The 25,233-nt window shown below is 67.3% G+C and carries 23 protein-coding genes; 14 read left to right on the top strand and 9 right to left on the bottom strand.

All coding sequences use genetic code 11. The features are described 5' to 3' along the window. Positions 1-7: 7 nt before the first annotated feature. Positions 8-907, bottom strand: coding sequence for a LysR substrate-binding domain-containing protein (locus D5301_RS18165; RefSeq protein ID WP_153856487.1), 900 nt, complete (start codon positions 905-907; stop codon positions 8-10). Positions 908-1,014: 107 nt separating this feature from the next. On the opposite strand from D5301_RS18165, the gene D5301_RS18160 reads away from it, so the two are divergent. After that, positions 1,015-2,532, top strand: coding sequence for an MFS transporter (locus D5301_RS18160; RefSeq protein WP_153856486.1), 1,518 nt, complete (start codon positions 1,015-1,017; stop codon positions 2,530-2,532). Between the two features lie 97 nt (positions 2,533-2,629). Here D5301_RS18160 and D5301_RS18155 read toward each other — a convergent pair whose 3' ends face one another. Both D5301_RS18155 and D5301_RS18150 read right to left on the bottom strand, forming a co-directional pair. Continuing rightward, positions 2,630-4,015, bottom strand: coding sequence for a HAMP domain-containing sensor histidine kinase (locus D5301_RS18155; RefSeq protein ID WP_153856485.1), 1,386 nt, complete (start codon positions 4,013-4,015; stop codon positions 2,630-2,632). Beyond that, positions 3,993-4,676, bottom strand: a complete 684-nt coding sequence (locus D5301_RS18150) for a response regulator transcription factor (protein ID WP_153856484.1) — start codon at positions 4,674-4,676, stop codon at positions 3,993-3,995. The genes D5301_RS18155 and D5301_RS18150 overlap by 23 nt, the downstream gene beginning before the upstream one ends. A gap of 152 nt (positions 4,677-4,828) precedes the next feature. On the opposite strand from D5301_RS18150, the gene D5301_RS18145 reads away from it, so the two are divergent. Both D5301_RS18145 and D5301_RS18140 read left to right on the top strand, forming a co-directional pair. After that, positions 4,829-6,007: an efflux RND transporter periplasmic adaptor subunit gene (locus D5301_RS18145; RefSeq protein ID WP_153856483.1), complete on the top strand. Its 1,179-nt coding sequence runs from the start codon at positions 4,829-4,831 to the stop codon at positions 6,005-6,007. A gap of 4 nt (positions 6,008-6,011) precedes the next feature. Further along, on the top strand, positions 6,012-9,113 hold the full coding sequence (locus D5301_RS18140) for an efflux RND transporter permease subunit (RefSeq protein ID WP_153856482.1): 3,102 nt from the start codon (positions 6,012-6,014) through the stop codon (positions 9,111-9,113). A gap of 270 nt (positions 9,114-9,383) precedes the next feature. On the opposite strand, the gene D5301_RS18135 is transcribed toward D5301_RS18140, so the two are convergent. Then, positions 9,384-9,788 carry a GFA family protein gene (locus tag D5301_RS18135; RefSeq protein ID WP_153856481.1) on the bottom strand — a complete coding sequence of 135 codons (405 nt, stop codon included), beginning with the start codon at positions 9,786-9,788 and terminating at the stop codon, positions 9,384-9,386. Between the two features lie 171 nt (positions 9,789-9,959). Between D5301_RS18135 and D5301_RS18130 the strand changes: the two genes are divergently transcribed. Together D5301_RS18130 and D5301_RS18125 are read left to right on the top strand one after the other, a co-directional pair. Continuing rightward, positions 9,960-10,934: a DUF4105 domain-containing protein gene (locus D5301_RS18130; RefSeq protein ID WP_097048700.1), complete on the top strand. Its 975-nt coding sequence runs from the start codon at positions 9,960-9,962 to the stop codon at positions 10,932-10,934. Then, on the top strand, positions 10,934-12,955 hold the full coding sequence (locus tag D5301_RS18125) for an alpha/beta hydrolase (protein WP_153856480.1): 2,022 nt from the start codon (positions 10,934-10,936) through the stop codon (positions 12,953-12,955). Before D5301_RS18130 ends, D5301_RS18125 begins: the two co-directional genes overlap by 1 nt. Before the next feature lie 85 nt (positions 12,956-13,040). On the opposite strand, the gene D5301_RS18120 is transcribed toward D5301_RS18125, so the two are convergent. Next, positions 13,041-14,462: an MFS transporter gene (locus tag D5301_RS18120; RefSeq protein ID WP_153856479.1), complete on the bottom strand. Its 1,422-nt coding sequence runs from the start codon at positions 14,460-14,462 to the stop codon at positions 13,041-13,043. 29 nt (positions 14,463-14,491) lie between these two features. Here D5301_RS18120 and soxR point away from each other — a divergent pair, with 29 nt between their 5' ends. Next, positions 14,492-14,926: a redox-sensitive transcriptional activator SoxR gene (gene soxR, locus D5301_RS18115; RefSeq protein WP_094002028.1), complete on the top strand. Its 435-nt coding sequence runs from the start codon at positions 14,492-14,494 to the stop codon at positions 14,924-14,926. A 73-nt stretch (positions 14,927-14,999) separates the two neighbouring features. Here the strand turns inward: soxR and D5301_RS18110 are convergent, their stop codons facing one another. Further along, positions 15,000-15,602 (bottom strand): short chain dehydrogenase, encoded by a 603-nt coding sequence (locus D5301_RS18110; protein ID WP_094002029.1) that lies wholly within the window; start codon positions 15,600-15,602, stop codon positions 15,000-15,002. A gap of 100 nt (positions 15,603-15,702) precedes the next feature. On the opposite strand from D5301_RS18110, the gene D5301_RS18105 reads away from it, so the two are divergent. After that, positions 15,703-16,578, top strand: a complete 876-nt coding sequence (locus tag D5301_RS18105; protein WP_153856478.1) for a LysR family transcriptional regulator — start codon at positions 15,703-15,705, stop codon at positions 16,576-16,578. Positions 16,579-16,638: 60 nt separating this feature from the next. Here the strand turns inward: D5301_RS18105 and proC are convergent, their stop codons facing one another. Together proC and D5301_RS18095 are read right to left on the bottom strand one after the other, a co-directional pair. After that, positions 16,639-17,460, bottom strand: coding sequence for a pyrroline-5-carboxylate reductase (gene proC, locus D5301_RS18100; protein ID WP_153856477.1), 822 nt, complete (start codon positions 17,458-17,460; stop codon positions 16,639-16,641). Positions 17,461-17,478: 18 nt separating this feature from the next. Then, positions 17,479-18,156 carry a YggS family pyridoxal phosphate-dependent enzyme gene (locus D5301_RS18095; RefSeq protein ID WP_324187345.1) on the bottom strand — a complete coding sequence of 226 codons (678 nt, stop codon included), beginning with the start codon at positions 18,154-18,156 and terminating at the stop codon, positions 17,479-17,481. Between the two features lie 87 nt (positions 18,157-18,243). On the opposite strand from D5301_RS18095, the gene D5301_RS18090 reads away from it, so the two are divergent. The 4 genes from D5301_RS18090 (at position 18,244) to D5301_RS18075 (ending at position 22,382) form a co-directional block, all read left to right on the top strand. Beyond that, positions 18,244-19,281 (top strand): type IV pilus twitching motility protein PilT, encoded by a 1,038-nt coding sequence (locus D5301_RS18090; RefSeq protein ID WP_006422551.1) that lies wholly within the window; start codon positions 18,244-18,246, stop codon positions 19,279-19,281. A 99-nt stretch (positions 19,282-19,380) separates the two neighbouring features. Continuing rightward, positions 19,381-20,523: a PilT/PilU family type 4a pilus ATPase gene (locus D5301_RS18085; protein WP_005408369.1), complete on the top strand. Its 1,143-nt coding sequence runs from the start codon at positions 19,381-19,383 to the stop codon at positions 20,521-20,523. A 122-nt stretch (positions 20,524-20,645) separates the two neighbouring features. Further along, on the top strand, positions 20,646-21,287 hold the full coding sequence (locus D5301_RS18080) for a hypothetical protein (RefSeq protein WP_153856476.1): 642 nt from the start codon (positions 20,646-20,648) through the stop codon (positions 21,285-21,287). A 111-nt stretch (positions 21,288-21,398) separates the two neighbouring features. Then, positions 21,399-22,382, top strand: coding sequence for an aldo/keto reductase (locus tag D5301_RS18075; protein ID WP_153856475.1), 984 nt, complete (start codon positions 21,399-21,401; stop codon positions 22,380-22,382). A 66-nt stretch (positions 22,383-22,448) separates the two neighbouring features. Here the strand turns inward: D5301_RS18075 and D5301_RS18070 are convergent, their stop codons facing one another. Then, on the bottom strand, positions 22,449-23,348 hold the full coding sequence (locus D5301_RS18070; RefSeq protein WP_110711393.1) for a LysR family transcriptional regulator: 900 nt from the start codon (positions 23,346-23,348) through the stop codon (positions 22,449-22,451). A 302-nt stretch (positions 23,349-23,650) separates the two neighbouring features. Here D5301_RS18070 and D5301_RS18065 point away from each other — a divergent pair, with 302 nt between their 5' ends. The 3 genes from D5301_RS18065 to D5301_RS18055 all read left to right on the top strand — a co-directional run bounded on the left by D5301_RS18065 (position 23,651) and on the right by D5301_RS18055 (position 25,209). Continuing rightward, positions 23,651-23,863, top strand: coding sequence for a DUF4287 domain-containing protein (locus D5301_RS18065; RefSeq protein WP_005408372.1), 213 nt, complete (start codon positions 23,651-23,653; stop codon positions 23,861-23,863). 95 nt (positions 23,864-23,958) lie between these two features. After that, a complete protein-coding gene (locus D5301_RS18060; RefSeq protein WP_153856474.1) occupies positions 23,959-24,408 on the top strand; it encodes a GNAT family N-acetyltransferase in 450 nt (149 codons plus the stop codon). A 93-nt stretch (positions 24,409-24,501) separates the two neighbouring features. After that, on the top strand, positions 24,502-25,209 hold the full coding sequence (locus D5301_RS18055) for a YitT family protein (protein ID WP_088028269.1): 708 nt from the start codon (positions 24,502-24,504) through the stop codon (positions 25,207-25,209). Positions 25,210-25,233 lie beyond the last annotated feature (24 nt).

Genomic DNA, 25,233 nt, shown 5'->3' with positions numbered 1-25,233 from the left:
GTATCCGCTACGCCTTGCTGCCCTGGAACAGATGCGCAACGGCGTAGTCGATGAACACCCGCAGGCGCGCGCTGGGGTGGCGCCCGCCGGGCCATAGCAGCGAGAACTGCCCCTGGTGCGTGGGCAGCGCGGGCAGTACCCGTTGCAGGCGGCCATCGGCCAGCGCATCGGCCGCGAGGAAGTCCGGCATCCAAGCCAGGCCCATGCAACCGATCGCAGCGGCCAGTACGGCTTCCATGTTGTTGCAGGTCATCGCCGTGGGAAGGCGCGCGCCGACATCGCCTTCGATACCCGGCAGCTGCCACGGGTGCAGCTTTCCGGTGGTGGGGTAACGGAAGCGCAGTGCGGTATGCAGGCGCAGCTCGCCCACATCGGCAGGCGTGCCATGCGCCTGCAGATAGCCCGGCGCTGCACAGAGCATGAAGCGAAACCCGCCCAGCCGCCGTGCGGTGAGGCTGGAATCGGCCAGTTCACCGCTGCGTATCACCGCGTCGAGGCCTTCGCTGACTACATCAACGATGCGGTCGTTGAAGTCCAGTTCCAGCTGCACCTGCGGGTAGCGCTGCTGGAACCCGGGCAGTACCGGCAAGAGGAAGCGGTAGCCGATGGTGGGCAGGCCGATACGCAGCAGTCCACTGGGTGCGTGCTGGCGCTGTGCCAGGTCCGCCTGTGCTTCGGAAAGCTCGTCCAGCGCACGCCGGCAGCGCTGCAGCAGCAGTTCGCCTTCGTCGGTGAGGTGCACGCGGCGGGTGGTGCGCTGGAACAGGCGGGTGCCGAGCTCCTGTTCAAGGCGGGCGATGCGCTTGCCTACCGCCGACGCGGAGAGGCCGAGCACGCGGGCGGCACCGACGATGCTGCCCGCCTCCGCGGTGCGGACAAAGGCGAGCAGGGCAGAGATGGAGTCCATGAGGGGCATGATTGCGGAACATCTGGCCGTAATCAACATCCATCAAGCCTGTTTTTCAGGAATAGCGTCCTGTCCATCATCAATGCCCCTGATGGATGGAGGCCCGCATGGCCCCGGTTTCGATGCTCCCCGTACTTTCCCGCACACATCAGCGCTGGACGCTGCTCGCGGTCTGCCTGGCCGCGCTGGCGTTGCCGTTGTCCTTCTCGGCCGGTGCGGTGGCGGTGCCGGCGCTGGCCCGTTCCGCGGCGTCGTCGCCGACCGCGCTGGCGTGGGTGACCAACGCGTTCATGCTCACCTTCGGCAGCCTGCTGCTTGCTGCCGGTGGCCTGGCCGACCGCTATGGCCGACGGCGGCTGTTCCTGCTGGGCACGGCAGGCTTCACCGTCGCCACGATCGTCGTCTGCCTCGCGCCCACGCTGCTGTGGCTGGATCTGGCGCGCGGGCTGCAGGGCGTTGCCGCTGCAGCGGCGTTGGCATCCGGCACCGCCGCGCTGGCGCATGCCTGGCAGGGGCCGGTGCGTGCCCGTGTGTTCGCCCTGCTGGGCACCACGTTCGGTGCAGGGTTGGCACTGGGGCCGCTGCTCGCGGGCCTGCTGCTGCAGGCTCTGGGATGGCGCAGTGTGTTCGCCGCGGGCGGTGTACTGACGCTGGCGGCGTTCGCCGTGGGCGCGCGCGCGTTGTCCGAAAGCCATGGCGAACGCGGGCGGCTGGATGTTGGCGGCATGCTGGGCTTCAGCCTGATGCTGGCGGCGTTGACCCTGGCCCTGTTGTGGCTGGGTGAATTCGGCCTGCATGCCATGCGCGTGCAACTGACGCTGCTGGCGACGCTGTTGCTGGGCGGGGTATTCATCTGCATCGAACGGCTGCACCGCTCACCGTTGCTGGACCTCTCGCTGTTCTCGCAACCGGCGTTCCTCGGTGTCCAGCTGCTGCCGGTCGCAACCTGCTTCGGCTACGTGGTGCTGCTGGTGGTACTGCCGCTGCAGTTGCTGGGCGTGCACGCACAGAGCACGACATTGGTCGGGCTGCAGATGCTGGCCTTGTCTGCGCCGATGCTGGTGCTGCCGATGCTGGCCGCGCGCTGGGCGGAGCGCGTTGGAAGTGCGCGGCTGTGCACGTTGGGCCTGCTGGTCTGTGCCTCTGGCCTGTACCTGTTGTCGCGCCATGCATCGCATCCGTCGCCCTCGCAGTGGGTGCCGTTGCTGATGCTGGTCGGTGCAGGAACGGCCTTGCCGTGGGGCCTGATGGATGGGCTGTCGGTCAGCGTGGTGCCGGTACAGCGTGCGGGCATGGCCGCCGGCATCTTCGGAACCGTGCGGGTGGCCGGTGAAGGCATCGCATTGGCCGCAGTCACTGCCTTGCTTGCGCTGCTGATCGGCCACCAGCTGCAGGGAGCATCGCCCGCATCGCTGGCGCGCGCCGGTGCCTATCTGGCCACGGGGGCGCAGGCACAGGCGCAGGCACTGCTTCCGGCGATGAGCGGCGCACAACTGCAGCAGGCCAGTGCCGAGGCGCTGGCGATACTGCTGCGTGTCCTGGCGCTGCTGACCGCCGCATGCGCTGTGCTGTTGCACCTGCTGCTGCGGCGGCCCAGGCTGGCTGTGATCAGAACCGAGGGCTGAAGGCGTCGGCCACCCCGCGCGGGCAGCAGGGGGTGTGTCGGTTGCCAGCTGGTTTTCCTTTCCTGCGGGTGCTGCGCATTGGCTCGAAGGCCGTTGCTCAGGGCAGGCCGTCCGTCGCGCCGCGGATGCTCATCCAGGCGCCGCCGCCGGGGGCGCTGCCGGCGCGGACACGGAAGCCGTGCAGGCCGGCAATGGCGGCTACGATCGACAGGCCCAGGCCGAATCCCGGTCCCTGGCCGGCGCTGCTGCTGCCGCGGAAGAAGCGCTGGTAGATCAGCGAGCGGTCCTGCGGTGGGATGCCCGGCCCGTTGTCGATCACATCGATCCTGGGAACGCCTTGATCGTCCACTGCGCGCAGCAGGATGTGGCCCTGCGCTGGCGTGAACTGCAGGGCATTGGACAGCAGGTTGGCCAGCGCTTCGAACAGCAGCTCGCGGTCGCCACGCAGCGGGCCCACCTTCGGATCCACCTGCAGCTCCAGCAACTGCTGCTTTTCTTCGGCCAGGGGCAGGTAGAACTGGTGAAGTTCCTGCAGCAGCTCGGAGACGTCCACCGCGTCGAAGGCCGAACGCCGCTGGTGGCTCTCCAGTTCCGACACCCGCAGCAGCGCGGCGAAGCGCGCCATCAGCATGTCAGTCTCGGCCAGCGCCTTGTCCAGTGGATCGGCGTGCGGGTCCCGTTCGTCCAGGCCCACGCGCATGCGGTACAGGTGGGCACGCAGGCGGGTCAGCGGGGTGCGCAGATCGTGGGCGATACTGTCGCACACGCCTTTGACCTCGGTCATCAACTGTTCGATGCGTTCCAGCATGGCATTGACGATGCTCGACAGCCGATCGATCTCGTCGCGGCGGCTGGAGACCGGCAGGCGCTGGCCGAGGTCGCCGGCAACAATTCGATTGGTGGCCGCTTCGATCTGCTGGATACGTTTCAACGGGCGCCGACGCAGCAGATGCCAGCCCACCAGGCCGGGAATGACGGTCAGCGACACGCCCCACAGCAGTGCATCGAGGATGATGCTGTTGACCGCCATGAGCTTGCCATTCTGGCGTACGAATACCAGCGTGCGGCCATCGCGGGTCACCACGCCGAGCGCACTGCCACCGTTGTCGTGCGGCCCATCGGCCAGCGTCCAACCCTCGACCGGATGCGAGCTGCCATCCAGCGGCAGTCCCTCGGGGATCGCTGTCAGCGGGCCCGCCATCGGCATGCCGGCCTTGTCGAACAACCCATAGGTATAGACCTGGTGCAGATCGAAGCGCTGGCTGTCGCGCAACGCTTCATCCAGTGCCGGGCCGTCGAAGCTCATGAACAGGTGCGCGCGCTGCTGCAGGCCCGATTCGGTCAGGTCACTCAGGTAATCCGAGATGCGCCAGTACATCACGCCCAGCAGCAGGCTCGACCACGCCACGAACAGGATGCAGTACAGGCCCAGCAGTCTGCTGCTGGAGGAGCGCCAGTGGTCAGGATTGCGCGTCGAAGACATAGCCGGTTCCACGGACGGTCATGATCGGCTGGGGCCGGCCGGGTTGTTCGATGCGTTTGCGCACGCGACCGATATGCACGTCGATCAGGTTGGTGCCCGGATCGAAGTGGTAGCCCCAGACTTCCTGGAACAGCATGCTGCGGGTGACCACCTGGCCGGCATTGCGGACCAGGAATTCGAGCAGCTTGAACTCTGTGGGCAGCAGTGCAATCTCGTGGCCACCGCGTCGCGCCGAACGGGTCATCAGGTCCAGTTCCAGGTCGCCGGCACGCAGTACGTTGTCGATGGCCGGGGCCTGGCCCTGGCGCCGGATCAGCACTTCCACGCGTGCGGCCATCTCGTCCGAAGCGAAGGGCTTGGTCAGGTAGTCATCGCCGCCGGCGCGCAGGCCGCGCACGCGCTCATCCACGTCAGACAGTGCGCTGATCATCAGCACCGGCGTGGTGATGCCTTCACGGCGCAACGTGGTGACCAGGGCCAGCCCGTCGATGCCGGGCAGCATGCGGTCCAGGGTGATCACCGCGTAGTCGCCTGCACGTGCCAGCGCCAGGCCGTTGCTGCCGTCGCTGGCCAGGTCCACGTCGAAGCCGTGGCTGCGCAGTTCGGTGGCGATCTCCTCGGCGGTGACAAGATCGTCCTCGATGGTGAGTACGCGCGGCATGGGCCAGTGTGCAGAGTGGGACAGGGGCATCCTCGCAATCGTGGGCAGCGACTGCAAATGAAAAATGTTTCATGCGCCATTTAGCAGGATCGTGCCGCCACGTCTTCTATATTCGGCGCCGAACGCTCCCCCACGCGTGGAACCTGCAGCCGATGATCCTTCCGAATCCCTCCCGTCCGTACCGTGCCTGGCGGTTGCCGCGAACCGCGGCCCTGCCGCTGCTGGCGCTTGCCCTGGCCGGGCTGCTCAGCGCCTGCGGCAAGGACGCGCCCAAGCCCGGCGCGACGACGCCTGAGGTGACGGTACTGACCCTGCGCAGCCAGCCGCTGGCACTGCAGCAGGAACTGCCTGGGCGCAGCGTCGCCTCGCAGGAATCGGACGTGCGCCCGCAGGTGGATGGCGTGCTGGTGAAGCGGTTGTTCGAGCAGGGCCAGTGGGTGAAGGCCGGGCAGCCGTTGTTCCAGATCGAGCCCGCGCTGTACCAGGCCGCGCTGAACGAGGCGCAGGCCAACCTGAAGACGGCCGAGGCCGCTGCGGTGACCGCGCGCCTGCGGGCGCAGCGCATGCGGGCGCTGGGCAAGGACCAGCTGGCCGCGCGCCAGGATGTGGACGATGCGATCGCGAGCGACCAGCAGGCTGCCGCCGCGGCGCAGGCCGCACAGGCCGCACGTGACACGGCCAGCACGCGGCTGGGGTTTGCCACGGTGACCTCGCCGATTGCCGGGCGCATCGGCCGCGCGCTGTTCACGCCGGGGGCGCTGGTCACCTCGGGCCAGGCCGAACCGCTGGCACGGGTGCAGCAGATGGACCCGATGAACGTGGACATCACCCAGTCCAGCAATGAGTACCTGGCACTGCGCCGCGCCATCGCCGACGGTGGCGTGCAGGTCGATACAGCGCCAGTGCGGCTGCGGCTGTCCGATGGCACCGACTACCCGCTGCCCGGCACGCTTGAATTTGCCGACGTGGACGTGCAGCAGGAGACCGGCAGCATCACCCTGCGGGCGCGTTTCCCCAACCCGGATGGGCAGCTGCTGCCCGGCATGTACGTGCGCGCGCTGGTGGGGCAGGGCACCCGCCAGCAGGCGCTGCTGGTGCCACAGGCTGCGGTCGATCGCAGCCCCAAGGGCGAGGCACAGGCGTGGCTGGTGGACAAGGACGGCAAGGCGCGGCTGCGCCTGTTCCGCACCGCGCGTGCGGTGGGCGACCAGTGGCTGGTGCTCGATGGCCTGGTCGCCGGTGAACAGGTGGTGGTGGCGGGCGCGCAGGGCCTGGCCGATGGCATGACGGTACGGGTGAAGCCTGTGCCGGCACCGGCCGGGAAGGACTGAGCAGATGCTGCCGCGCTTCTTCATCCATCGCCCGGTATTCGCCTGGGTCCTGGCGATCTGCATCATGGCCTTCGGCACCATCGCGGTGACCCAGCTGCCGGTGGAGCAGTACCCGGACATCGCGCCGCCGCAGGTCAACATCACCGCGAACTACACCGGCGCCTCGGCGCAGACGGTGGAAGACAGCGTCACCCAGGTGATCGAACAGCAGATCAAGGGCATCGATCACCTGTTGTATTTCTCGTCGACCAGTTCGTCATCGGGGCAGGCGCGCATCACGGTCACCTTCGACCAGAGCGCCAACCCGGATATCGCCCAGGTGCAGGTGCAGAACAGCGTCAACCAGGCCATCAACCGGCTGCCGCAGGAAGTGCAGCAGCAGGGCGTGACGGTCGCCAAGTCGCAGGGCGATTCGCTGATGGTGGTCTCGCTGTACGACACCAGCCGGCGCATGGAACGCGTGGACGTCTCCGATTTCCTGGTCAGCAACGTACAGGACCCGATCAGCCGCATTCCCGGTGTCGGCGAGATCAACGTGTTCGGCTCGGCTTACGCAATGCGTGTGTGGCTGGACCCGCACAAGCTGCGCGCCTATGACCTGATGCCCTCGGACGTGCGCGCCGCGATCCAGGCGCAGAACACCCAGGTGACGGCGGGTGAGCTGGGCGCGATGCCGTCCGGCCCGACGCAGAGCCTCAACGCCACGGTGACCGCGCAGTCACGCCTGCAGACCCCCGAACAGTTCCGCGCGATCATCCTGCGCACCCTGCCCAATGGCGCGGCGGTGTTGCTGGGCGACGTCGCGCGGGTCGAGATCGGCGCGGAGAACTACCAGACCAGCAGCTATCTCAACGGCTATCCGGCGGCTGGCTTCTCGGTCACCCTGGCCTCCGGTGCCAACGCATTGGCCACCGCCGATGCGGTCCGCGCGGAGATCGAACGGCTGCGGCCGACCTTCCCGCCGGGGCTGCAGGTGGCCTATCCGCGTGACAGCACACCGTTCGTGCGGGTCTCGATCGAGGGGGTCATCCATACCCTCATCGAAGCCATCGTGCTGGTGGTGGTGGTGATGTTCCTGTTCCTGCAGAACCTGCGTGCCACCTTGATCCCGGCGATTACGGTACCGGTGGTGCTGCTGGGCACCTTCGGCGTACTGGCGGTTGCCGGATTCACCATCAATACGCTGACCTTGTTCGCGATGGTGCTGGCGATCGGCCTGCTGGTCGACGATGCGATCGTGGTGGTGGAAAACGTGGAGCGCATCATCCACGACGAGCATCTGCCGCCGCGCGAAGCGACCGAAAAGTCGATGGGCGAGATCACCGGCGCATTGATCGGCATTACCGTGGTGCTGGGCGCAGTGTTCCTGCCGATGGCGCTGTTCGGTGGTTCCACCGGCATCATCTACCGGCAGTTCTCGATCACGATTGCATCTGCCATGGCATTGTCGGCGTTGGTGGCGCTGACGCTGACCCCGGCGCTGTGCGCGACCCTGCTCAAGCCGTCTTCGGCGCAGAAGCCACAGGGTCGTTTCTTCCGGGCGTTCAACCGGGGCGTCGAGCGCAGCCAGCTGGCCTACCAGGGAAAGCTCGGTGGCGTCGTTACCCGGCCGCGGCGCTGGATGGCGTTCTACCTGCTGCTGGTGGTCGCCATGGTCGCGCTGTACGCACGCATGCCGACCGGTTTCCTGCCGGTGGAAGACCAGGGCCAGGTCACCTTCCAGTTCTCCACGCCGGAAGGCACGCCGATGGCACGTACCGAAGCGCTGGGCGAGCAGATCAGCCGCTACTTCATGGAGCACGAAAAGCAGAACCTGGACGTGGTGTTCGTGGTGGTCGGCCGCAACAATGCCGGCACCGGCCAGAACGCCGGGCAGGGCTTCCTCGCACTGAAACCCTGGGATGAGCGCACGGGCGACAACACCGCTGCGGCGATCATCACGCGAGCCAATGCCTACTTCCGCAGCTTGCCGGATGCCAAGGTCAATGTACTGGCACCGCCGGCGGTGCGTGGACTGGGCCAGTCCAGTGGCTTCGAACTGTGGCTGCAGGACACCAGCGCGGCCGGGCGCGTGGCCCTGCAGTCAGCGCAGGAACAGGTGGTGCGTGCGGCCGGCGAAGACGATGGGCTCACCTCGGTGCGCCTGAACGGTCTGGGCGACAAGGCCGAGCTGCGGCTGGACATCGACCATGCCCAGGCCAGCGCGCTGGGCCTGGCACAGACCGACATCAATTCCACGCTGTCGGCGGCCTGGGGCGGCAGTTACATCAACGATTTCCTCGATCGTGGCCGGGTCAAGCGGGTCTACATGCAGGGCGACCAGCCCTACCGCAGCGTGCCCGACGACATCGGCCAGTGGTATGTGCGCGGTGGCAACGGCCAGATGGCGTCGTTCGCCAGTTTCGCCAGCAGCCACTGGGCACGCGGGCCGCAGCTGCAGCAGCGTTTCAATGGCCTGCCGGCAATGCAGATCCAGGGCAGCGCAGCTGAAGGGCGCAGCTCGGGCGAAGCGATGCAGCGCATGCAGGCGCTGGTTGCCGATCAACCCGGGTTCGACCTGCAGTGGAGTGGCCTGTCCTACCAGGAACAACTGGCCAGCAACCAGACGTTGTGGCTGTACACCGCCTCCATTGCTTTCATCTTCCTGTGCCTGGCGGCGCTCTATGAGAGCTGGACGGTGCCGGTGGCGGTGGTGCTGGTGATCCCGCTGGGCGTGATTGGTACGGTGCTGGCGACCACCGCGGCCGGGTTCGTCAACGACATCTACTTCCAGGTCGGTCTGCTGACGACCATCGGCCTGTCGGCCAAGAACGCGATCCTGATCGTGGAGTTTGCCGAGGCCCGCTATCGTGCCGGCAGTTCAGCGGTGGAAGCGGCCCTGCAGGGCGCACGCCTGCGCCTGCGCCCGATCGTGATGACGTCGTTGGCCTTCGTGGCTGGTGTGATCCCGTTGGCGTTGGCGACCGGTGCAGGCGCGGTCAGCCGCCGTGAAATCGGCATGAGCGTGATCGGCGGCATGGTCTCCGGTACGGTGCTGGCGGTGGTGCTGGTGCCGGTGTTCTTCGTGCTGGTGCGCCGCCTGGGCCGGTCACGGCCGCAGGACTGAGGGGGGACGCGGCTGTCATCTGGCTGCCGCAGCACCCTCACCCGTTCTTTGCCCAGGTGTCGCTAGCGTAGGTCGTCCCCGTCCCCCACGGAGACCTGCCATGTGGCTGCTCGATCATCTCTGGCCCGGCCGCAGACCCGTACCTCCCCCGGTCGCGGTCGAGCCGCAGGCGTCGCCCCGCCGGCCCTGGCTGAAACGCCCGGTGCGGGCCGGTCGCAGCGGCATGGCCCCCTGGCAGAAGGTTGCCGCACCGCCACGACGCACGCGCCACTAACCGGTGCGGTCGGCGGGGTGGTTGACCCCGTCATTGACCGGGATCACGCCCAGCGCGAACGGGTCGATGCCTTCCAGGCAGGCCACGTTGTAACCGTACTGCTCCGGGTTGGAGCGGCGCCGGTGATGGGTGTAGATGCCGCATACGCCACAGAAGTAGTGCTCGGCCACATGGGTGTTGAACTGGTACAGCTGCAGGTGGTTCTGCCCGCGCACCACCTGCAGTCCCGCGCGGGTGACGCTGGCGGCAATGGCCCCCCGACGTCGGCACATCGAGCAGTCGCAGCGGCGGGGTTCGACAATACCGTCCGGCAGGTCCAGCAGCAGTTCGACCGTGCCGCAATGGCAGGTGGCGCGGTGCCGGGGTTGGACCGGAACGCCGGCCACGGAAGTGATGCCCATCGTTGCTCCTGTGAAGTGAACCTGGCCGCAGAGGCCGCCGCCGACGGTGCGCCGGCCTGCCTGAACGGTCCGTAGATGCCACGGTGAACCCGCTTGTGGCTAACTATGCGGCTTCAAGACCGCGACAGGATGCCAGTGAACGCCGCAGGACGATGGATGACAGGAAGTGCCATGGCGCTGCTGGCGCTGTGGGTGACCGGGCTGCTGACCTATCAGTTGCCGGGGCCGGGCTGGCTGGCCACCGGCGTCGCCGGGCTGTGGCTGCTGGTGGCGCTGTGGGCGTCGTGGCGGGTCGCGCGGGGCCGTGCCTCGCGCCGACTGGGCCTGGCCTTCGGGGCATCGCTGGCACTGGCCGGCCTGTGGTGGCTGCTGCTGACCCCACGCCAGGACCGGCTGTGGGCCGATGACGTGGCCCAGCGTTTGCACGTGGTGTCCTTCGATGGCCGCCACGTCGTGCTGGACAACGTGCGCGACTTCCGCTGGCGCACCGAAACCGACTACGACGCACACTGGGTGCGCCGCGAGTACGACCTGGACCAGCTGCGCTCGGCCGACCTGGTGCTGTCGTACTGGATGGGCCCGGCGATCGCCCACACCCTGATCTCGTTTGGTTTCGAGGACGGTCGCCACGTGGTGTTCTCGCTGGAGATCCGCAAGGAGCGCGGTGAGTCGTTCTCGGCGCTGGGCGGCTTCTTCCGCAAGTTCGAGATGACCTTGGTGGCTTCGGAGGAGACCGACATCATCCGCACCCGCACCAACGCGCGCGGCGAAGATGTCTACCTGTACCGCCTGCACGGCATGGATCGCGCGCAGCTGAAGGAACTGTTCGCTGCGTACATCGAACAGGCGCGTGAACTGGATGCCAAGCCGGGCTTCTACAACACGCTGACCAGCAACTGCACGACCATCGTCTTCGACCTGGCCCGCCACATCGCACCGCGCCTGCCGCTGGACTATCGGCTGCTGCTGTCCGGCTATCTGGCCGAGTACGCGCAGGAGGTCGGTGCGCTGACGCCGGGCGTGCCGTACGCCGAGCTGCACGACAAGGGCCGCATCACCCAGCGCGCACTGGACCTGGGTGATGGCGAGCATTTCTCCACCGTGATCCGCCAGGGCGTGCCCGGCACCGAGCAGGACCCGCAGTAATGACCCAACTCTTTCTGACCCGCTGGCAGCGCCTGCTGCCGGTGTTGTTCGCCGCCTTCCTGCTGCTGGGCAGCAGCGGCTGCGCGATGGTCACCGTCAAGCAGGTCAAATCCAGTGATTCGCTGGTCAACAAGCGTGCCGATGTGCTCAACACCGGCAAGCTCAGCCCGGCCGCGCGTGAAACGCTCAGCGCAGCGGGCCTGGACGAATCGCAGTGCGAGAAGGACTTCCTGGTCTGCCGCAGCACGCTGCTGATGACCGACGACCTCAATGTCGAGCAGCGGCTGTCGGCGCTGTCCGAGCTGTGGGTGAAGGCGGCATTGGCGATGACGCCGAAGAAGACCGCCGCAGGCGATCCGCCGATGAGCGATGCGGCATTGGATGCCTGGCTGGAAGCCGCGCGCTATGCCTATGCCTACCTGTTCTACAGCGGCCGCTCACCGTCCGACCGGGCCTTCGAGGACCGGCAGACGCAGGTGCGCGACTACTACAACTATGCGGCCGAGAAGGCGGCAGTGGTGCTGTTCGTGCGCGCACGCGCCGCTGCGCTGGCCGGCGAGGACTATACGAAGCCGCTCACGGTCGGTAGCTGGTCGCTGGCCTCCAACTACCAGCAGCTGGGCCTGAAGAGCATTCCGGCGCAGCTGGTGCCGGCGGGAACGGTCAGCTTCGTCGGCCTGCGCAGCACCTATCGCCGCGATGGCTTCGGTGCCGAGCTGGTGATGGTGATGGACCCGCCCAAACTGGTCGCGCCAGTGATCGCGCCGGACGGCCCAAAGGCTGAAACCGCGCAGGACGACGAGGACGACGAGCGTCGTGGCCGCCGCCACCGCCATGACGATTCGGTGCCCGAGTTCAGTGAGATGTCCTCGATCAACGTCACCGCACTGCTGCGGTTCGAGGGCAGCAGCCTGGACGACGTGATGCGCACACGCCGGGTCGAGCTGGATGCCTATTCGCCGGAAGCGACCGAGCGCATCACCTTGCACGGCGAGCAGGTGCCGCTGGCCGGCAATTTCACCGCCGCCTACGGCCTGTGGCTGGCGCAGAGTGGCTTCGCCCGGCAGTCGCTGCGCACCCTGTTCGGGATGAGCGAGGGCATCGGCGAGCCGCACATCTACCTGATGCAGCCGTGGGACCCGAACCGCCGCATCATCTTCATGCTGCACGGCCTGGCCAGCAGCCCGGAAGCCTGGGTGAACCTGGCCAACGAGATCATGGGTGACCCCGAGCTGCGCCAGCAGTTCCAGGTGTGGCAGGTCTATTACCCGACCAATGCGCCGATCGCGCTGAACCGCTACGAGATCGCCAATGCGTTCAACGACACGCTGAAGCATTTCGACCCCAACGGCAGCACGCGTGCGTCGAAGGACATGGTCTACATCGGCCACAGCATGGGTGGCGTGCTGGCGCGCCTGCTGGTGAGCGATTCCGGCGATGTACTGTGGAACGACCTGCTGGCCAACTACGATCTGAAGGGCGAGCGCCTGAAACGGGTGCAGACCAAACTGGGTCCGTTGCTGCACTTCAAGGCACAGCCGAACGTGGAGCGTGCGATCTTCATCGCTGCCCCACACCAGGGCACCGACATCGCAGGCAACAAGGTCGGTCGCCTGATCGGTCGCCTGGTGCGCCTGCCGCTGACCATCCTCGGCAAGTTCGAGGACGTGTTCATGGCACTCGCACAGGCCGAGCAGCAGGAGGACGGCACCGCCAAGCCGAAGATTCCCAACAGCATCGACAACCTCAAGGCCAGCGATCCGTTCGTGAAGGCCGCTGCGCAGCTGCCGATCGAAGCGGGCCTGAAGTACCACTCGATCATCGCCCAGCGCAAACCGGAACTGCCGGTGGAAAAGTCCGATGACGGGCTGGTGCCGTACTGGAGTGCGCACCTGCCGGGTGCGTTGTCGGAGAAGGTGATCATTTCCGGTCACAGCGTGCAGGAGACCCCGCAGGCCGTGCTGGAAGTGCGGCGCATCCTGCACCGGGATATCGATGACATGGGGACGGGTACCCGGTAGTGCCGGCCGCTGGCCGGCATTATCTGGACATTCCAGCGTTCGTGAGGTTGCCAGCCAGCGGCCGGCACTACCGCAATGCGGCTGCCTACACCCGCCGCGCGATCACTGTGGACAGCAGCGCCAGGCCGAAGGTGATCGCCAGGCACAGCAGGTAGCCGGTGTGTGGCGCGGCTTCCACGAACAGCGCGAACAGTGCACCGGAAACCGCCAGCGCGGTGGTCACCGACAGCGCCTCGCTCAACTGCAGCGCCGAGGTGTTGGCGCCCTGCTCATGCGGCGCGGACAACGACAGCGTCAGCACCGACAGGCTGGCGTAGATCATGCCCATGCCGAAGCCGGTCACCGCCCAGCCGACCAGCGCCACGGGCAGCGGCACCGCATTGAACAACACGGCCAGTGTGGCGGCGATGCCGACCGTCATCAGCGGTGTACCCACGCGGAGCAGCTGCTGGCGTGACCAGCCGCGCTGCTGATGGCCCTGCAGCCAGGAGCCGGCGAACCAGCCCAGTGCACCAAGACTGAGCACGGCACCGGCCCAGCTGGGCGAGAGCCCGCGTTCGCGCTGCAACAGCAGTGGCAGGTAGGCCTCACAGGCGAAGAAGGCCGCAGCGGCGATGCCGCGCAGCGCGATCACGCTGGGCAATCCGCGGCGCAGCAGCAGCGTGCCGGCTGGCAACAGGCGGTGCACGCAGAACAGCAGCGCAAGCATGGCCACGCCGATGCAGAGCAGCGCAGGCAGGCCCTGCTGCTGGCCGCCGAAGTAGAGCAGCAGCGCCGCCAGCGAAGCACCGCCGGCCCAGCGCACCACGCTGCCGCGTCCATCGTCGCTGCTGGCAGCATGAGTGGGCTGCATGCGTGCCAGCGCCGGGCGCAGCAGCAGCGCGGCCGGGACCGCCAGCAGCGGTACCGCCAGGAACACCCAGCGCCAGCCGAGATGCTGCACGATCAACCCGCTCAGCGCGGGGCCGATCATCGACGGCACCACCCAGCCGGCCGAGAACGCGGCGAATACCTTCGGGCGCAGGTGTTCGGGATAGCTGCGCCCGACCATCACGTACAGTGAAACCGAGATCGCGCCCGCACCCAGGCCCTGCAGCAGGCGCCCGGCCACCAGCATGCCCATCCGCATCGCAAAGCCGGCCAGCAGCAGGCCCAGCACGAAGCAGGCCAGGCCGTACCACAGTGGCCTGGCGGGGCCATGGCGGTCGGCCCAGCGTCCGGCCAGGGTCATGCCGATCACACTGGTGGCCAGGGTACCGCCGAAGGCCAGCGCATACAGGCGCAGACCATCCAGCGCCTCGGCCACGGTGGGCATGGCGGCGGCCACCGCCAGGGCCTCGAAGGCATGCAGCGCCACCAGCGCCACCATGCCGATGGTGGTGGCGCGGTAGCGCGAGGACAGGATCGACGTATCGGACGGCGCGATGGCGTCGGCGGTCGAGAGGGTCGGGGTCATACGGGTCAGATGCGGGCCGCGCTTGTCAACTGGCGGCGAAGATAGCAGCATGACACCTCAACAGCAGTTGAGGTCAAGCAATGGTGTCCCAGGAACTGAGCGTGGGCGAAGTCGCCCAGCGCAGTGGCGTGGCGGTTTCCGCGCTGCATTTCTACGAGCGCAAGGGGCTGATCAGCAGCCTGCGCACCTCGGGCAACCAGCGCCGCTACAGCCGCGACGTGCTGCGCCGGCTGGCGGTGATCCGCGTCGCGCAGCGCGTGGGCATGCCGCTGGAAGCGGTCGGCCGTGCCTTCGAAAGCCTGCCCGAGGGGCGCGCACCGACCAAGGCCGACTGGGCCAAGCTGTCCGCGCGTTGGCGCACCGAGCTGGAGGAACGCATCCACATGCTGCAACTGCTGCGCGACGAACTGACCGGCTGCATCGGCTGCGGCTGCCTGTCGCTGCAGCGCTGCCGCCTGGCCAACCCGGGGGATGTGCTCGGCGAGCGCGGCGACGGCCCGATGCGCTGGGAGTGACCCGCGAAAAGGGGACGGAGGGGATTAAGTCGTTTGTGCATTAACGACTTAATCCCCTCCGTCCCCTTTTTTCTTACCAGACCGTGATCGTCTCGCCGCTCTGGATACCTTCCACCGCGCGCTGGAAAGCCAGCGCCGCACGCTGCGCGCTCACCGCTTCAAAGCCAGGGAAGTAGGGGCCGTAGGCCGCCATTGATTCGATCAGCACGTTCGGGCTGACTACGTTGATGCGCAGGCCGCGCGGCAGCAGCTCGAGTGCGGCGGCGCGCACGAAGCCCTCCAGTGCGGCATTCACCGAGGTGGCGTTGACGCCATCGCGGATCGGCTGTGCGCTGACGATGCCGCTGGTCAGGGTGATCGAACCGCCGGCGTTGAGGTGGTGCTGCGCGGCCAGTGCCAGTCGCACCTGGCCCAGCAGCTTGTCCTGCAGGCCGAGGTTGAACTGCTCGGGCGTCATCTCCTGCAGCGGGCCGAAGTGCAGCTTGCCAGCGGTTGAGATCACCGCATCGACCGGGCCGGTACGCGCGAACAGTTCGGCAACGCTGGCGTCGTCGGTCAGGTCGACGCGCAGCTCACCGCTGTTGCGGCCGGCGGCGAGGATCTGATGCTGCTGGCCGAGCTGGTGGGCGACTGCCTGGCCGAGGGTGCCGCTGGCACCGACGAGGAGGATCTTCATGGCCGTTCCTTGCGAGAGGGGGAATGGGCGCAGTCTGCGCCCTCACAGCGGGGTTAGGTAAGCGGCGTATGCTTCGCAGATTCCTAGCTCTGGATTAGCAATGGATACCCTTCGCTGCATGCAGGCCTTCGTGGCGGTGGCCGAGCGTGGCAGCTTCGCCGGCGCCGCCGAACAGCTGCAGGTCTCAGCGGTGATGGTCGGCAAGTACATCCAGCAGCTGGAGGCGCACCTGGGCACTGCGTTGCTGCAACGGAACACCCGCCGCCAGCGCCTGACTGAAGCCGGCAGCGCCTACCTGGCCGGGTGCCGGCAGGTGCTGGAGCAGGTGCAGCAGGCCGAGGCCGACGTGGCCGGCTTGCAGGTTCAACCTCGCGGACTGCTGCGGGTCAGCGCGCCAACCACCTGGGGCAGTTGCGTGCTGGCGCCACAACTGGCCGGCCTGCTGCGCGCGCAGCCGCAGTTGAACATCGAGCTGGACCTGAGCAACCGTCGCGTGGACCTGATCGAGGACGGCTTCGACGTGGCGATCCGGGTCGGGCCGCTGCCATCGCAGGAGGTGGTGGCGCGGCCGCTGCCCCCCTATGCGATGAGCCTGTGTGCGGCGCCGTCGTACCTGCGCCGGCGCGGCACGCCGCGCACGCCTGCGGATCTGCAGGGGCATGATTGCCTCAGCCACCTGGCCTGGCGCGGCGGCCATGGTTGGCAGCTGGCCAACGGCGAACAGGTGGATTGGGAGGCGCGGTTGACCTGCAACGATGGAGTCGCGTTGCGCGAGGCCGCCGTGGCCGGGGCGGGACTGGTGCTGCAGCCGACCGCGCTGCTGGCCGGCGAGATCGCGGCCGGGCGGTTGAAGCCGCTGCTGCGCGACTACCTGCCCGAGCCGCGGCCAATGCATCTGATCTACCTGCCGGATCGTCGGCCGCGCCCGCGGTTGCAGTGCTTCGTCGATTTCGTCATGGCCACATTGGGGCGGTGATCGTCGGGCGAGCCGGGGTCAGATCCCTTTGCCTCGGCAAAGAGATCTGACCCCAGGAGATCAATCATTCGCCGCAGACAACTCCTGCCCGCGCACCTGCGCGGCGCGCAACGCGGTGTCCACCAGCGCCTCGAAACCACCGGCCTGGAAGCTCTCGATCGCGGCCTGGGTGGTACCGTTCGGCGAGGTCACGCGACGGCGCAGCTCGGCCGGGCTTTCACCGGCCTCATCAAGCATGCGCGAGGCTCCCAGCAGGGTCTGCACCACCAGCGCACGCGCAGCGTCGGCCGGCAGGCCCTGGGCGATCCCCGCCGCTTCCATCGCTTCTGCCAGCAGGAATACGTAGGCGGGGCCGCTGCCGGACACCGCAGTGACCGAATCCATCAGCGATTCGCTGTCGATCCACACCGTGCGCCCGGCACTGGCCAGCACCTGTTCGGCGCGCGCGTGCTGCTGTGCATCCACCGATGGCGTGGCATACAGGCCGGTCACGCCGGCGCCAAGCAGGGCGGGGGTGTTGGGCATCGCGCGCACCACCGCCAGGCTGCCACCCAGCCAGCGTTCCAGCTGCGCGCTGGTGATGCCGGCGGCGATCGACACCACCAGTGGCCGGTTCGCCTGCGCCAGCGCCTGCAGCGACTGGCACACATCGCGCAGCACCTGCGGCTTCACCGCCAGCAGCCAGGTGCGGCCCTGTGCGGCCGCATCGGTTGCGTTGTCGTGCACCTGCACGCCGAAGTCCGCCGCCAGTGACTCGCGCAGTGCTGCGACCGGTTCGGCCACGTGGATGTGTGCGGCAGGCACGCCCTGGCGGATCAGGCCGGCGATCAGGCTGCGGGCCATGTTGCCGCCGCCGATGAAGGTGATGGAATCAGCTGCCATGGAAGTCTCCTTGGAAAGTCAGGCCGGGCGCGGGCGGGCGCCGAACAGGGCGGTGCCGATGCGCACCAGGGTGGCACCCTCGCCGATGGCTTCGGCGTAGTCGCTGCTCATGCCCATCGACAGCGTGTCGATCTGCGCGTGCTGGGCAGCCAGCGACTGGAAAAGTGTGCGCATGCGCACGAATGCATCCCGACGGCGCTCCGCTTCCGGCCACGGTGCGGGAATCGCCATCAGGCCACGCAGGCGCAGGCCGGGTTCGGCGGCAATCGCGGTGGCCAGTGCATCCACGTCTTCCGGTGCACAGCCATGCTTGCTGGATTCGTCGTCGATGTTGACCTGGATCAGTACGTTCAGCGGGCCGCGCGTGGCCGGGCGATGGCGTGCCAGCGCGGTCACCAGCTTGGGACGGTCCACGCTCTGCACCCAGTCGAAATGGCTGGCCACGGCCTCGGCCTTGTTCGACTGCAGGTGGCCGATCAGGTGCCATTCCAGCGCCAGGTGCTGCAGCGCCTGCATCTTGGCGAGTGCTTCCTGCACGTAGTTCTCGCCGAAGGCGTGCTGGCCCTGCGCTGCCAGCGCCGCCACGGCCTCGGCCGGCTGGGTCTTGGACACCGCCAGCAGGCGTGGGTCGGGCCTGCCAGCGGCCTCGGCGGCGGCGTGCAGGTTGCTCAGGATCTGGGGCAGGGGAGTGGCCACGTAACGCGTTCCGTTGAATCAGGAGGCTATACTGCCGCCCGGGGAAAGATCCTTCCAGTCGAAGCCGTTATTGGGGAGTAGCCGCTCATGGATATCGCCGAGCTGTTGGCGTTTTCCGTAAAGAACAAAGCGTCCGACCTGCATCTGTCCGCAGGCCTGCCGCCGATGATCCGCGTGGACGGCGACGTGCGCCGGATCAACATCCCAGCCCTGGACCACAAGCAGGTCCACGCGCTGGTGTACGACATCATGTCCGACAAGCAGCGCCGCGATTACGAGGAATTCCTCGAAGTGGACTTCTCCTTCGAGATCCCGTCGCTGGCGCGCTTCCGTGTCAACGCGTTCAACCAGAACCGCGGCGCCGGTGCGGTGTTCCGTACCATTCCGTCCGAGGTGCTCACCCTCGAGGACCTGGCCTGCCCGCCGTTGTTCCGCGAAGTGATCCAGCAGCCGCAGGGCCTGATCCTGGTGACCGGTCCGACCGGTTCGGGCAAGTCGACCACGCTGGCGGCGATGATCGACTACATCAACAAGAACGAATACGGCCACATCCTCACCGTCGAGGATCCGATCGAATTCGTGCACACCTCGCAGAAGTGCCTGATCAACCAGCGCGAAGTGCACCGCGACACGCATGGCTTCAACGAAGCGCTGCGCTCGGCGCTGCGTGAGGATCCGGACATCATCCTGGTCGGCGAGTTGCGCGACCTGGAAACCATCCGCCTGGCGCTGACCGCCGCGGAGACCGGCCACCTGGTGTTCGGCACCCTGCACACCAGCTCGGCGGCCAAGACCATCGACCGTATCATCGACGTGTTCCCGGCCGGCGAAAAGCCGATGGTGCGTTCGATGCTGTCCGAATCGCTGCGTGCGGTGATCTCGCAGGCGCTGCTGAAGAAGGTCGGTGGTGGTCGTACCGCTGCGTGGGAAATCATGGTCGGCACCCCGGCCATCCGCAACCTGATCCGCGAGGACAAGGTGGCGCAGATGTACTCGGCCATCCAGACCGGCCAGCAGTACGGCATGATGACCCTGGACCAGCACCTGCAGGACCTGGTCAAGCGCAGCCTGATCACCCGCAACCAGGCCCGCGACTACGCCAAGGACAAGCGCCTGTTCGAGTAAGGCGGGCAGCCACGGGGCGGCGTGCGCCAGTGCGCCGCCGTTCCCGCGCCGTTTCCGCCTCCGACCGTTTCCTGGTACATGCCCCATTGGGAGCCCGCCGTGAACACCACCGCGACCACCATCGATTTCACTTCGTTCCTCAAGCTGATGGCGCACCAGCGCGCCTCCGACCTGTTCATCACCGCAGGCATGCCGCCGGCGATGAAAGTCAACGGCAAGATCTCGCCGATCACGCAGACCCCGCTCACGCCGCAGCAGAGCCGCGACCTGGTCCTCAACGTGATGACCCCGGCGCAGCGCGAGGAATTCGAGAAGACCCACGAATGCAACTTCGCCATCGGCCTGTCCGGTGTCGGCCGCTTCCGCGTGAGCTGCTTCTACCAGCGCAACCAGGTCGGCATGGTGCTGCGTCGCATCGAGACGCGCATTCCGACCGTGGAAGAGCTGAGCCTGCCGCCGATCATCAAGACGCTGGCGATGACCAAGCGCGGCATCATCCTGTTCGTCGGCGCCACCGGTACCGGTAAGTCGACCTCGCTGGCAGCGATGATCGGCTACCGCAACCAGAACTCGACCGGCCACATCATCACCATCGAAGACCCGATCGAGTTCGTGCACAAGCACGAGGGCTGCATCATCACCCAGCGCGAAGTCGGCATCGATACCGACAGTTGGGAAGCGGCCCTGAAGAACACCCTGCGCCAGGCGCCGGACGTGATCATGATCGGCGAGGTGCGTACCCGCGAAGGCATGGACCACGCCATCGCGTTCGCCGAAACCGGCCACCTGGTGCTGTGCACCCTGCATGCCAACAACGCCAACCAGGCGATGGACCGCATCGTCAACTTCTTCCCGGAAGACCGACGCAACCAGCTGCTGATGGACCTGTCGCTGAACCTCAAGGGCGTGGTCGCGCAGCAGCTGGTGCCGTCGCCCGATGGCCGCTCGCGCAAGGTGGCGATGGAGATCCTGCTGGGCACGCCGCTGGTGCAGGACTACATCCGCGACGGCGAGATCCACAAGCTGAAGGAAGTGATGAAGGACTCGGTCCAGCTGGGCATGAAGACCTTCGACCAGAGCCTGTTCGAGCTGTACCAGGCGGGCGAGATCAGCTACGAGGACGCGCTGCGCTACGCCGATTCGCAGAACGAAGTGCGCCTGCGCATCAAGCTCAGCCAGGGCGGCGACGCGCGCACCCTGTCGCAGGGGCTGGACGGGGTGGAGATCTCCGAGATCCGATGACCGGACGGGCGCCTGCGGGTGCCCTCTGCTCCGGGATGACTGCAGCGCCGGATGCACGCCGGCGTGAACCTGCCAGGGAGGCCTGCATGCGTGCGACTGTGAGCGTGATACTGGCCATCGCCGTGCTGCTGCAGGCCGGCTGTGCCCGTACCCCCGAACCGGCTGCCCCGGCCGAGGGCTGCGACGATCCGCAGGCGCATGCGTGGTATCTGCTGCCGCCGCCTGCACAGAGGCGTAGCAGGGGCCCGCTTCCGTTCCTCGATTTCACCGGGTTTGCGAGGGCATCCTACAGAGACGCGCTGCGGGATCTCGATGGCTTGCCGGAGCCGTCGTTCCGCTGTGGCAGCGTACCGATCCAGGCGTATCGCTTCGTCTGGCATACCCCATTCTTCCCGGGCGTGGTAGTACGCGCGCAGCGCAACGCAGCGGGCCAGGCGTGGATCGTCGGGCGCAGTGCACGCGATTTCGAGATTCCCGGATCGTTGCCCGGGCGTCCATCCACCGTCATCAAGGGCGGCACGTGCGCTCCACCGCGCGCGCTGAGTGCGCAGGAATGGAAGGCCGTCGCGGCCGCGTTTTCGCTGTTGCAGGGCGAAGACTCGAGCGCTGGGCTTGATGGCTCATCGTGGATTTTCGAGTCCGTGGTGGACGGCGAACAGCGTTGGTTCGCGCGATGGGTGCCACGGGATCCGGCGTTCCGCAACACTGGCAGGATGATGGTGGAACTGGCGGGTTGCACTGACACCCTGCGGGCCATGGAATGACGGGCGGCTGCGCGTATTGATGAATACCAGTCATGACCAACTGCAACGCCGCCCATTCAATCGGCTGCCCTTGCAGGCGTATCGTCAGCGCTCCCTCTCTGGAGCACGACGATGCAGACACGTGAACTGGGCCGCAGTGGCCTGAAGGTTTCCGCCCTGGGCCTGGGCTGCATGGGCCTGAGCCATGGCTACGGCCAACCAGTGCAGCAGGACCAGGGCATTGCCCTGCTGCACGCGGCGGTCGAACGCGGCGTGACCTTCTTCGATACCGCCGAGGTGTACGGGCCGTACACCAACGAAGACCTGCTCGGCCAGGCGCTGGTCCCGTATCGCGACAGACTGGTGATCGCCACCAAGTTCGGCTTCAAGGATGCGCGCGTCGATACCGGCCTGGACAGCCGCCCGGAGAACATCCGTGCGGTGGCCGAAGCCAGCCTCAAGCGCCTGCGCACCGACCATATCGACCTGTTCTACCAGCACCGCGTCGACCCGAACGTGCCGATCGAGGACGTGGCCGGCACCGTGCGCGATCTGATCGCCGAAGGCAAGGTCGGCCACTTCGGCCTGTCCGAGGCCAGCGCCGCCACCGTGCGCCGTGCGCACGCGGTGCAGCCGGTTGCTGCCGTGCAGAGCGAGTACTCGCTGTGGTGGCGCGAGCCCGAGCGCGAGCTGCTGCCGACTCTGCAGGAACTGGGCATCGGCTTCGTGCCGTTCAGTCCGCTCGGCCGCGGCTTCCTGACCGGCGCGATCAACGCCGACACCACCTTCGACGCCAACGATTTCCGCAACAGCGTACCGCGCTTCGAAGTGGAAGCCCGCCGCGCCAACCAGGCGCTGGTTGATCGCATCGCCACGATTGCTGCAGCACGCGGCGCGACGCCGGCGCAGGTGGCGCTGGCCTGGCTGCTGGCGCAGGCGCCGTGGATCGTGCCGATTCCGGGCACCACCAAGGTCCACCGCCTGGAAGAGAACCTGGGCGCGGCTGACCTGCAGCTCGCACCGGAAGAGCTGCAGCGCATCGCGCAGACGTTGGAAGAAATCTCCATCGTCGGCGAGCGCTACAACGCGCAGCGCGCCGCGCAGGCCAAGGGCTGACCGCCGGGCCACCCTGCCTCTGGCGGGTGCAGACCGGGGTGGGTGCGGACCGTTGGTCCGCACACCTCATCCCGCCATCGGCCCGCGCAGCGCATCAAGCACCGTGCGCATCGCTACGGTGACGTGGCGGCGCGACGGGTAATACGCGTAGTAGCCATCGAAGTGCGGGCACCAGTCGTCCAGCACCGACTGCAGGCGGCCATCGTCCAGCATCGGCTGCACCTGGTCCTCCGGCAGCCAGGCCAGCCCGCTGCCGGCCAGCGCGGCAGCACGGGTCATGCCCATGGTGTTGAAGGTCCATTGTCCGGTCACGCGCAGGCTCAGTTCGTTGCCGTCCTGGCCGAAATCCCACGGCATCAGCCCACCATGCGTAGGCAGGCGCAGGGTGATGCAGTTGTGGTTGGCCAGGTCGTGCGGATGCCGTGGCACCACATGCTGGCGGAAGTAGCTGGGTGCACCGACCACGCGCATGCGCAGCGGCGGGCTGATCGGCACGGCGATCATGTCGCGGGCCAGGCGTTCGCCGAGGCGGATGCCGATGTCGTAGCGCTCGGCGACGATATCGGCCAGGCCGTAGTCGGTGGTCAGTTCCACCTTCAGGTCCGGATACTGCTGCAGCAATGGCGCCAGCCGCGGCCAGGCAAGGTACTCGGCGGCATGGCCGGTGGCGTTGATGCGGATGGTGCCGGCCGGGCGTTCGCGATACTCCGTCAGCGCGGCCAGCTCATCCTCGATCTCTGCCAGGCGTGGAGCGAGGGTCTTGAGCAGGCGGGCGCCGGCCTCGGTGGTGGACACGCTGCGGGTGGTCCGGGTCAGCAGGCGCACGCCCAGGCGCTCTTCCAGGCCACGCAGGGCATGGCTGAGCGCGGACTGGGAGACACCCAGCTGGGCGGCCGCCCTGGTGAAGCTGCCTTCGCGGGCGACGTGGACGAAGGCCTGCAGGTCGTTGAGGTTTTCACGGGGCATGGCGGGATGATACGGCCGGGCTGCGCCCGGCACCTGCCGAAACAACGTCAATGGCAACGTCAAAAGCTGGCTTCCCGTGGGAGACGGGGTGGCTCAGGTTGCGGGGGACGGCGCAAGTACGTCCATGTAGCCTCGGTCGCGCCATCCATGGCGCTCACGCCCCCGCAACCTGAGCCGCCCCGCCTTCGACAATTTCCCGCGAGCTGTTGGAACGGCTCCGACCCCATTCTGTGTAGGCGTGTGGGGATGTCGATTTCAGGGACTGTGGTTCGTCGAATGAATGACTTCAACGGGAGCTGCACATGAGCACTGACACCAAGCCGAAAGGCCCGGCCTCGTACTTCCCCTCCATCGAGAAGACCTACGGGCAGCCGGTGACGCACTGGTTCGGGCTGCTGGCGGGGAAGAAGGGCCTGAAACACATGGAACTGGTCAGCTTCCTGAAAAGCGAGCATGGGCTGGGCCACGGCCATGCCAACGCGCTGGTGGCGCATCACCTGGCCGGCAAGGGTTGAGCAGGCAACGCTGCGCTGAACGGCCGTGTGGGGCCTCGCCACACGGCCTTCAGGGTCGGGCAGACTGGGCGTCCATCCCGAGGCAGGACGCCCTCATGCAGGTCACGCTGGAAGCGATCACCCCCGACAACTACGAAGCGGTATGCGATCTCGACGTCAGCGAGGCGCAGCAGGACTTCGTCGCTGGGAATACCTGGTCGCTGGTGCAGGCAGCATTCCATCCCGGCTACCAGACCCGCGCCATCCAGGCCGATGGCGAGCTGGTCGGGTTCTTCATGTGGGTGCCGGAGACGCCGCAGCGGACGTCGATCTGGCGCTTCATGGTCGATCAGCGCTGGCAGGGGCGTGGCATCGGGCGGCGCGCGCTGGAACTGGCGCTGGCGCAGATCCGGGATACGCCCGGCCTGGCCGAGGTCGAGATCTGCTACAACCCGCACAATCCGGTGGCGGGCGCCTTCTATGGCAGCTTCGGTTTCGTCGAGATCGGCATGGACGACGATGGCGAGGACATGCTGGCCGTGCTGCCGGTGACGCCTCCGGAATAACCTGAATGGGCGAGCGCAGCTGAACGATTTCATCTGCAACTGTCATGCAGATCGTGTCTAATATCGCTCCCCACCTGCTGTTCCCCCACCCGTATGTCCCTTCCCGCCCATGGCCCCGCGCCGTGCGACGACGCTGACGGCCACCTGGTCACCGCCGGTCCGCTGACCCCGCCGCCCGACAGTGCCGGCACCACCGCCGACGAAAAAGCGCTGCGCCACTCGATCGCCGAGGACGTGCAGGGCATGGTGCTGGCCACGATGGTGGCCTCGCTGGGCCTGGCCATCTTCGCCAAGGGTGGGCTGATGATCGGCGGCATGGCCGGCATGGCGTTCCTGCTGCACTACGCGATGGGCTGGAACTTCGGCCTGGTGTTCGTGCTGGTCAACCTGCCGTTCTACTGGGTGGCGCTGCGTCGCATGGGCTGGGAATTCACCCTGAAGACCTTCGCTGCGGTCACCGCCTGTGGCGTGCTGACCGACCTGCTGCCGCGCTGGATCGACTTCTCGCACATCAACCCGCTGTATTCGGCGATCGTGGGCGGTGCGTTGTCCGGCCTGGGCATCCTGTTCTTCATCCGGCACCGTGCCAGCCTCGGTGGTATCGGTATCCTGGCGGTGTACCTGCAGCGCACCCGCGGCTGGAGCGCGGGCAAGGTGCAGATGTCCTACGACGCCTGCCTGATGGTGGCCGCCTTCTTCGTGTTGTCGCCGTCGAAGGTGCTGTACTCGGCAATCGGCGCGGTGGTGCTCAGCCTGGTGCTGATGTTCAATCACCGCCCGGGCCGCTACATGGGCGTGTGACGATTCGACGGTAGTGCCGGCCGC

Origin of the sequence: Stenotrophomonas sp. MH181796, from assembly GCF_009659995.1 — a bacterium.
Classification (GTDB): Bacteria; Pseudomonadota; Gammaproteobacteria; order Xanthomonadales; family Xanthomonadaceae; genus Stenotrophomonas; species Stenotrophomonas riyadhensis.
The sequence above is the reverse complement of the archived record's forward strand: the minus strand, read 5'-3'. Positions and strand labels throughout refer to the sequence as shown.

Bases quoted from the DNA above. Each gene is read 5' to 3' on its own strand.
- D5301_RS18140 (WP_153856482.1), top strand. From the start codon at position 6,012: ATGCTGCCGCGCTTCTTCATCCATCGCCCGGTATTCGCCTGGGTCCTG.
- D5301_RS18065 (WP_005408372.1), top strand. From the start codon at position 23,651: ATGAGCACTGACACCAAGCCGAAAGGCCCGGCCTCGTACTTCCCCTCC.
- soxR (WP_094002028.1), top strand. From the start codon at position 14,492: ATGGTGTCCCAGGAACTGAGCGTGGGCGAAGTCGCCCAGCGCAGTGGC.
- D5301_RS18060 (WP_153856474.1), top strand. From the start codon at position 23,959: ATGCAGGTCACGCTGGAAGCGATCACCCCCGACAACTACGAAGCGGTA.
- D5301_RS18055 (WP_088028269.1), top strand. From the start codon at position 24,502: ATGTCCCTTCCCGCCCATGGCCCCGCGCCGTGCGACGACGCTGACGGC.
- proC (WP_153856477.1), bottom strand. From the start codon at position 17,460: ATGGCAGCTGATTCCATCACCTTCATCGGCGGCGGCAACATGGCCCGC.
- D5301_RS18130 (WP_097048700.1), top strand. From the start codon at position 9,960: ATGGCGCTGCTGGCGCTGTGGGTGACCGGGCTGCTGACCTATCAGTTG.
- D5301_RS18165 (WP_153856487.1), bottom strand. From the start codon at position 907: ATGGACTCCATCTCTGCCCTGCTCGCCTTTGTCCGCACCGCGGAGGCG.
- D5301_RS18160 (WP_153856486.1), top strand. From the start codon at position 1,015: ATGGCCCCGGTTTCGATGCTCCCCGTACTTTCCCGCACACATCAGCGC.
- D5301_RS18105 (WP_153856478.1), top strand. From the start codon at position 15,703: ATGGATACCCTTCGCTGCATGCAGGCCTTCGTGGCGGTGGCCGAGCGT.
- D5301_RS18135 (WP_153856481.1), bottom strand. From the start codon at position 9,788: ATGGGCATCACTTCCGTGGCCGGCGTTCCGGTCCAACCCCGGCACCGC.
- D5301_RS18125 (WP_153856480.1), top strand. From the start codon at position 10,934: ATGACCCAACTCTTTCTGACCCGCTGGCAGCGCCTGCTGCCGGTGTTG.
- D5301_RS18145 (WP_153856483.1), top strand. From the start codon at position 4,829: ATGATCCTTCCGAATCCCTCCCGTCCGTACCGTGCCTGGCGGTTGCCG.
- D5301_RS18155 (WP_153856485.1), bottom strand. From the start codon at position 4,015: ATGTCTTCGACGCGCAATCCTGACCACTGGCGCTCCTCCAGCAGCAGA.
- D5301_RS18070 (WP_110711393.1), bottom strand. From the start codon at position 23,348: ATGCCCCGTGAAAACCTCAACGACCTGCAGGCCTTCGTCCACGTCGCC.
- D5301_RS18120 (WP_153856479.1), bottom strand. From the start codon at position 14,462: ATGCTGCTATCTTCGCCGCCAGTTGACAAGCGCGGCCCGCATCTGACC.
- D5301_RS18110 (WP_094002029.1), bottom strand. From the start codon at position 15,602: ATGAAGATCCTCCTCGTCGGTGCCAGCGGCACCCTCGGCCAGGCAGTC.
- D5301_RS18075 (WP_153856475.1), top strand. From the start codon at position 21,399: ATGCAGACACGTGAACTGGGCCGCAGTGGCCTGAAGGTTTCCGCCCTG.
- D5301_RS18090 (WP_006422551.1), top strand. From the start codon at position 18,244: ATGGATATCGCCGAGCTGTTGGCGTTTTCCGTAAAGAACAAAGCGTCC.
- D5301_RS18150 (WP_153856484.1), bottom strand. From the start codon at position 4,676: ATGCCGCGCGTACTCACCATCGAGGACGATCTTGTCACCGCCGAGGAG.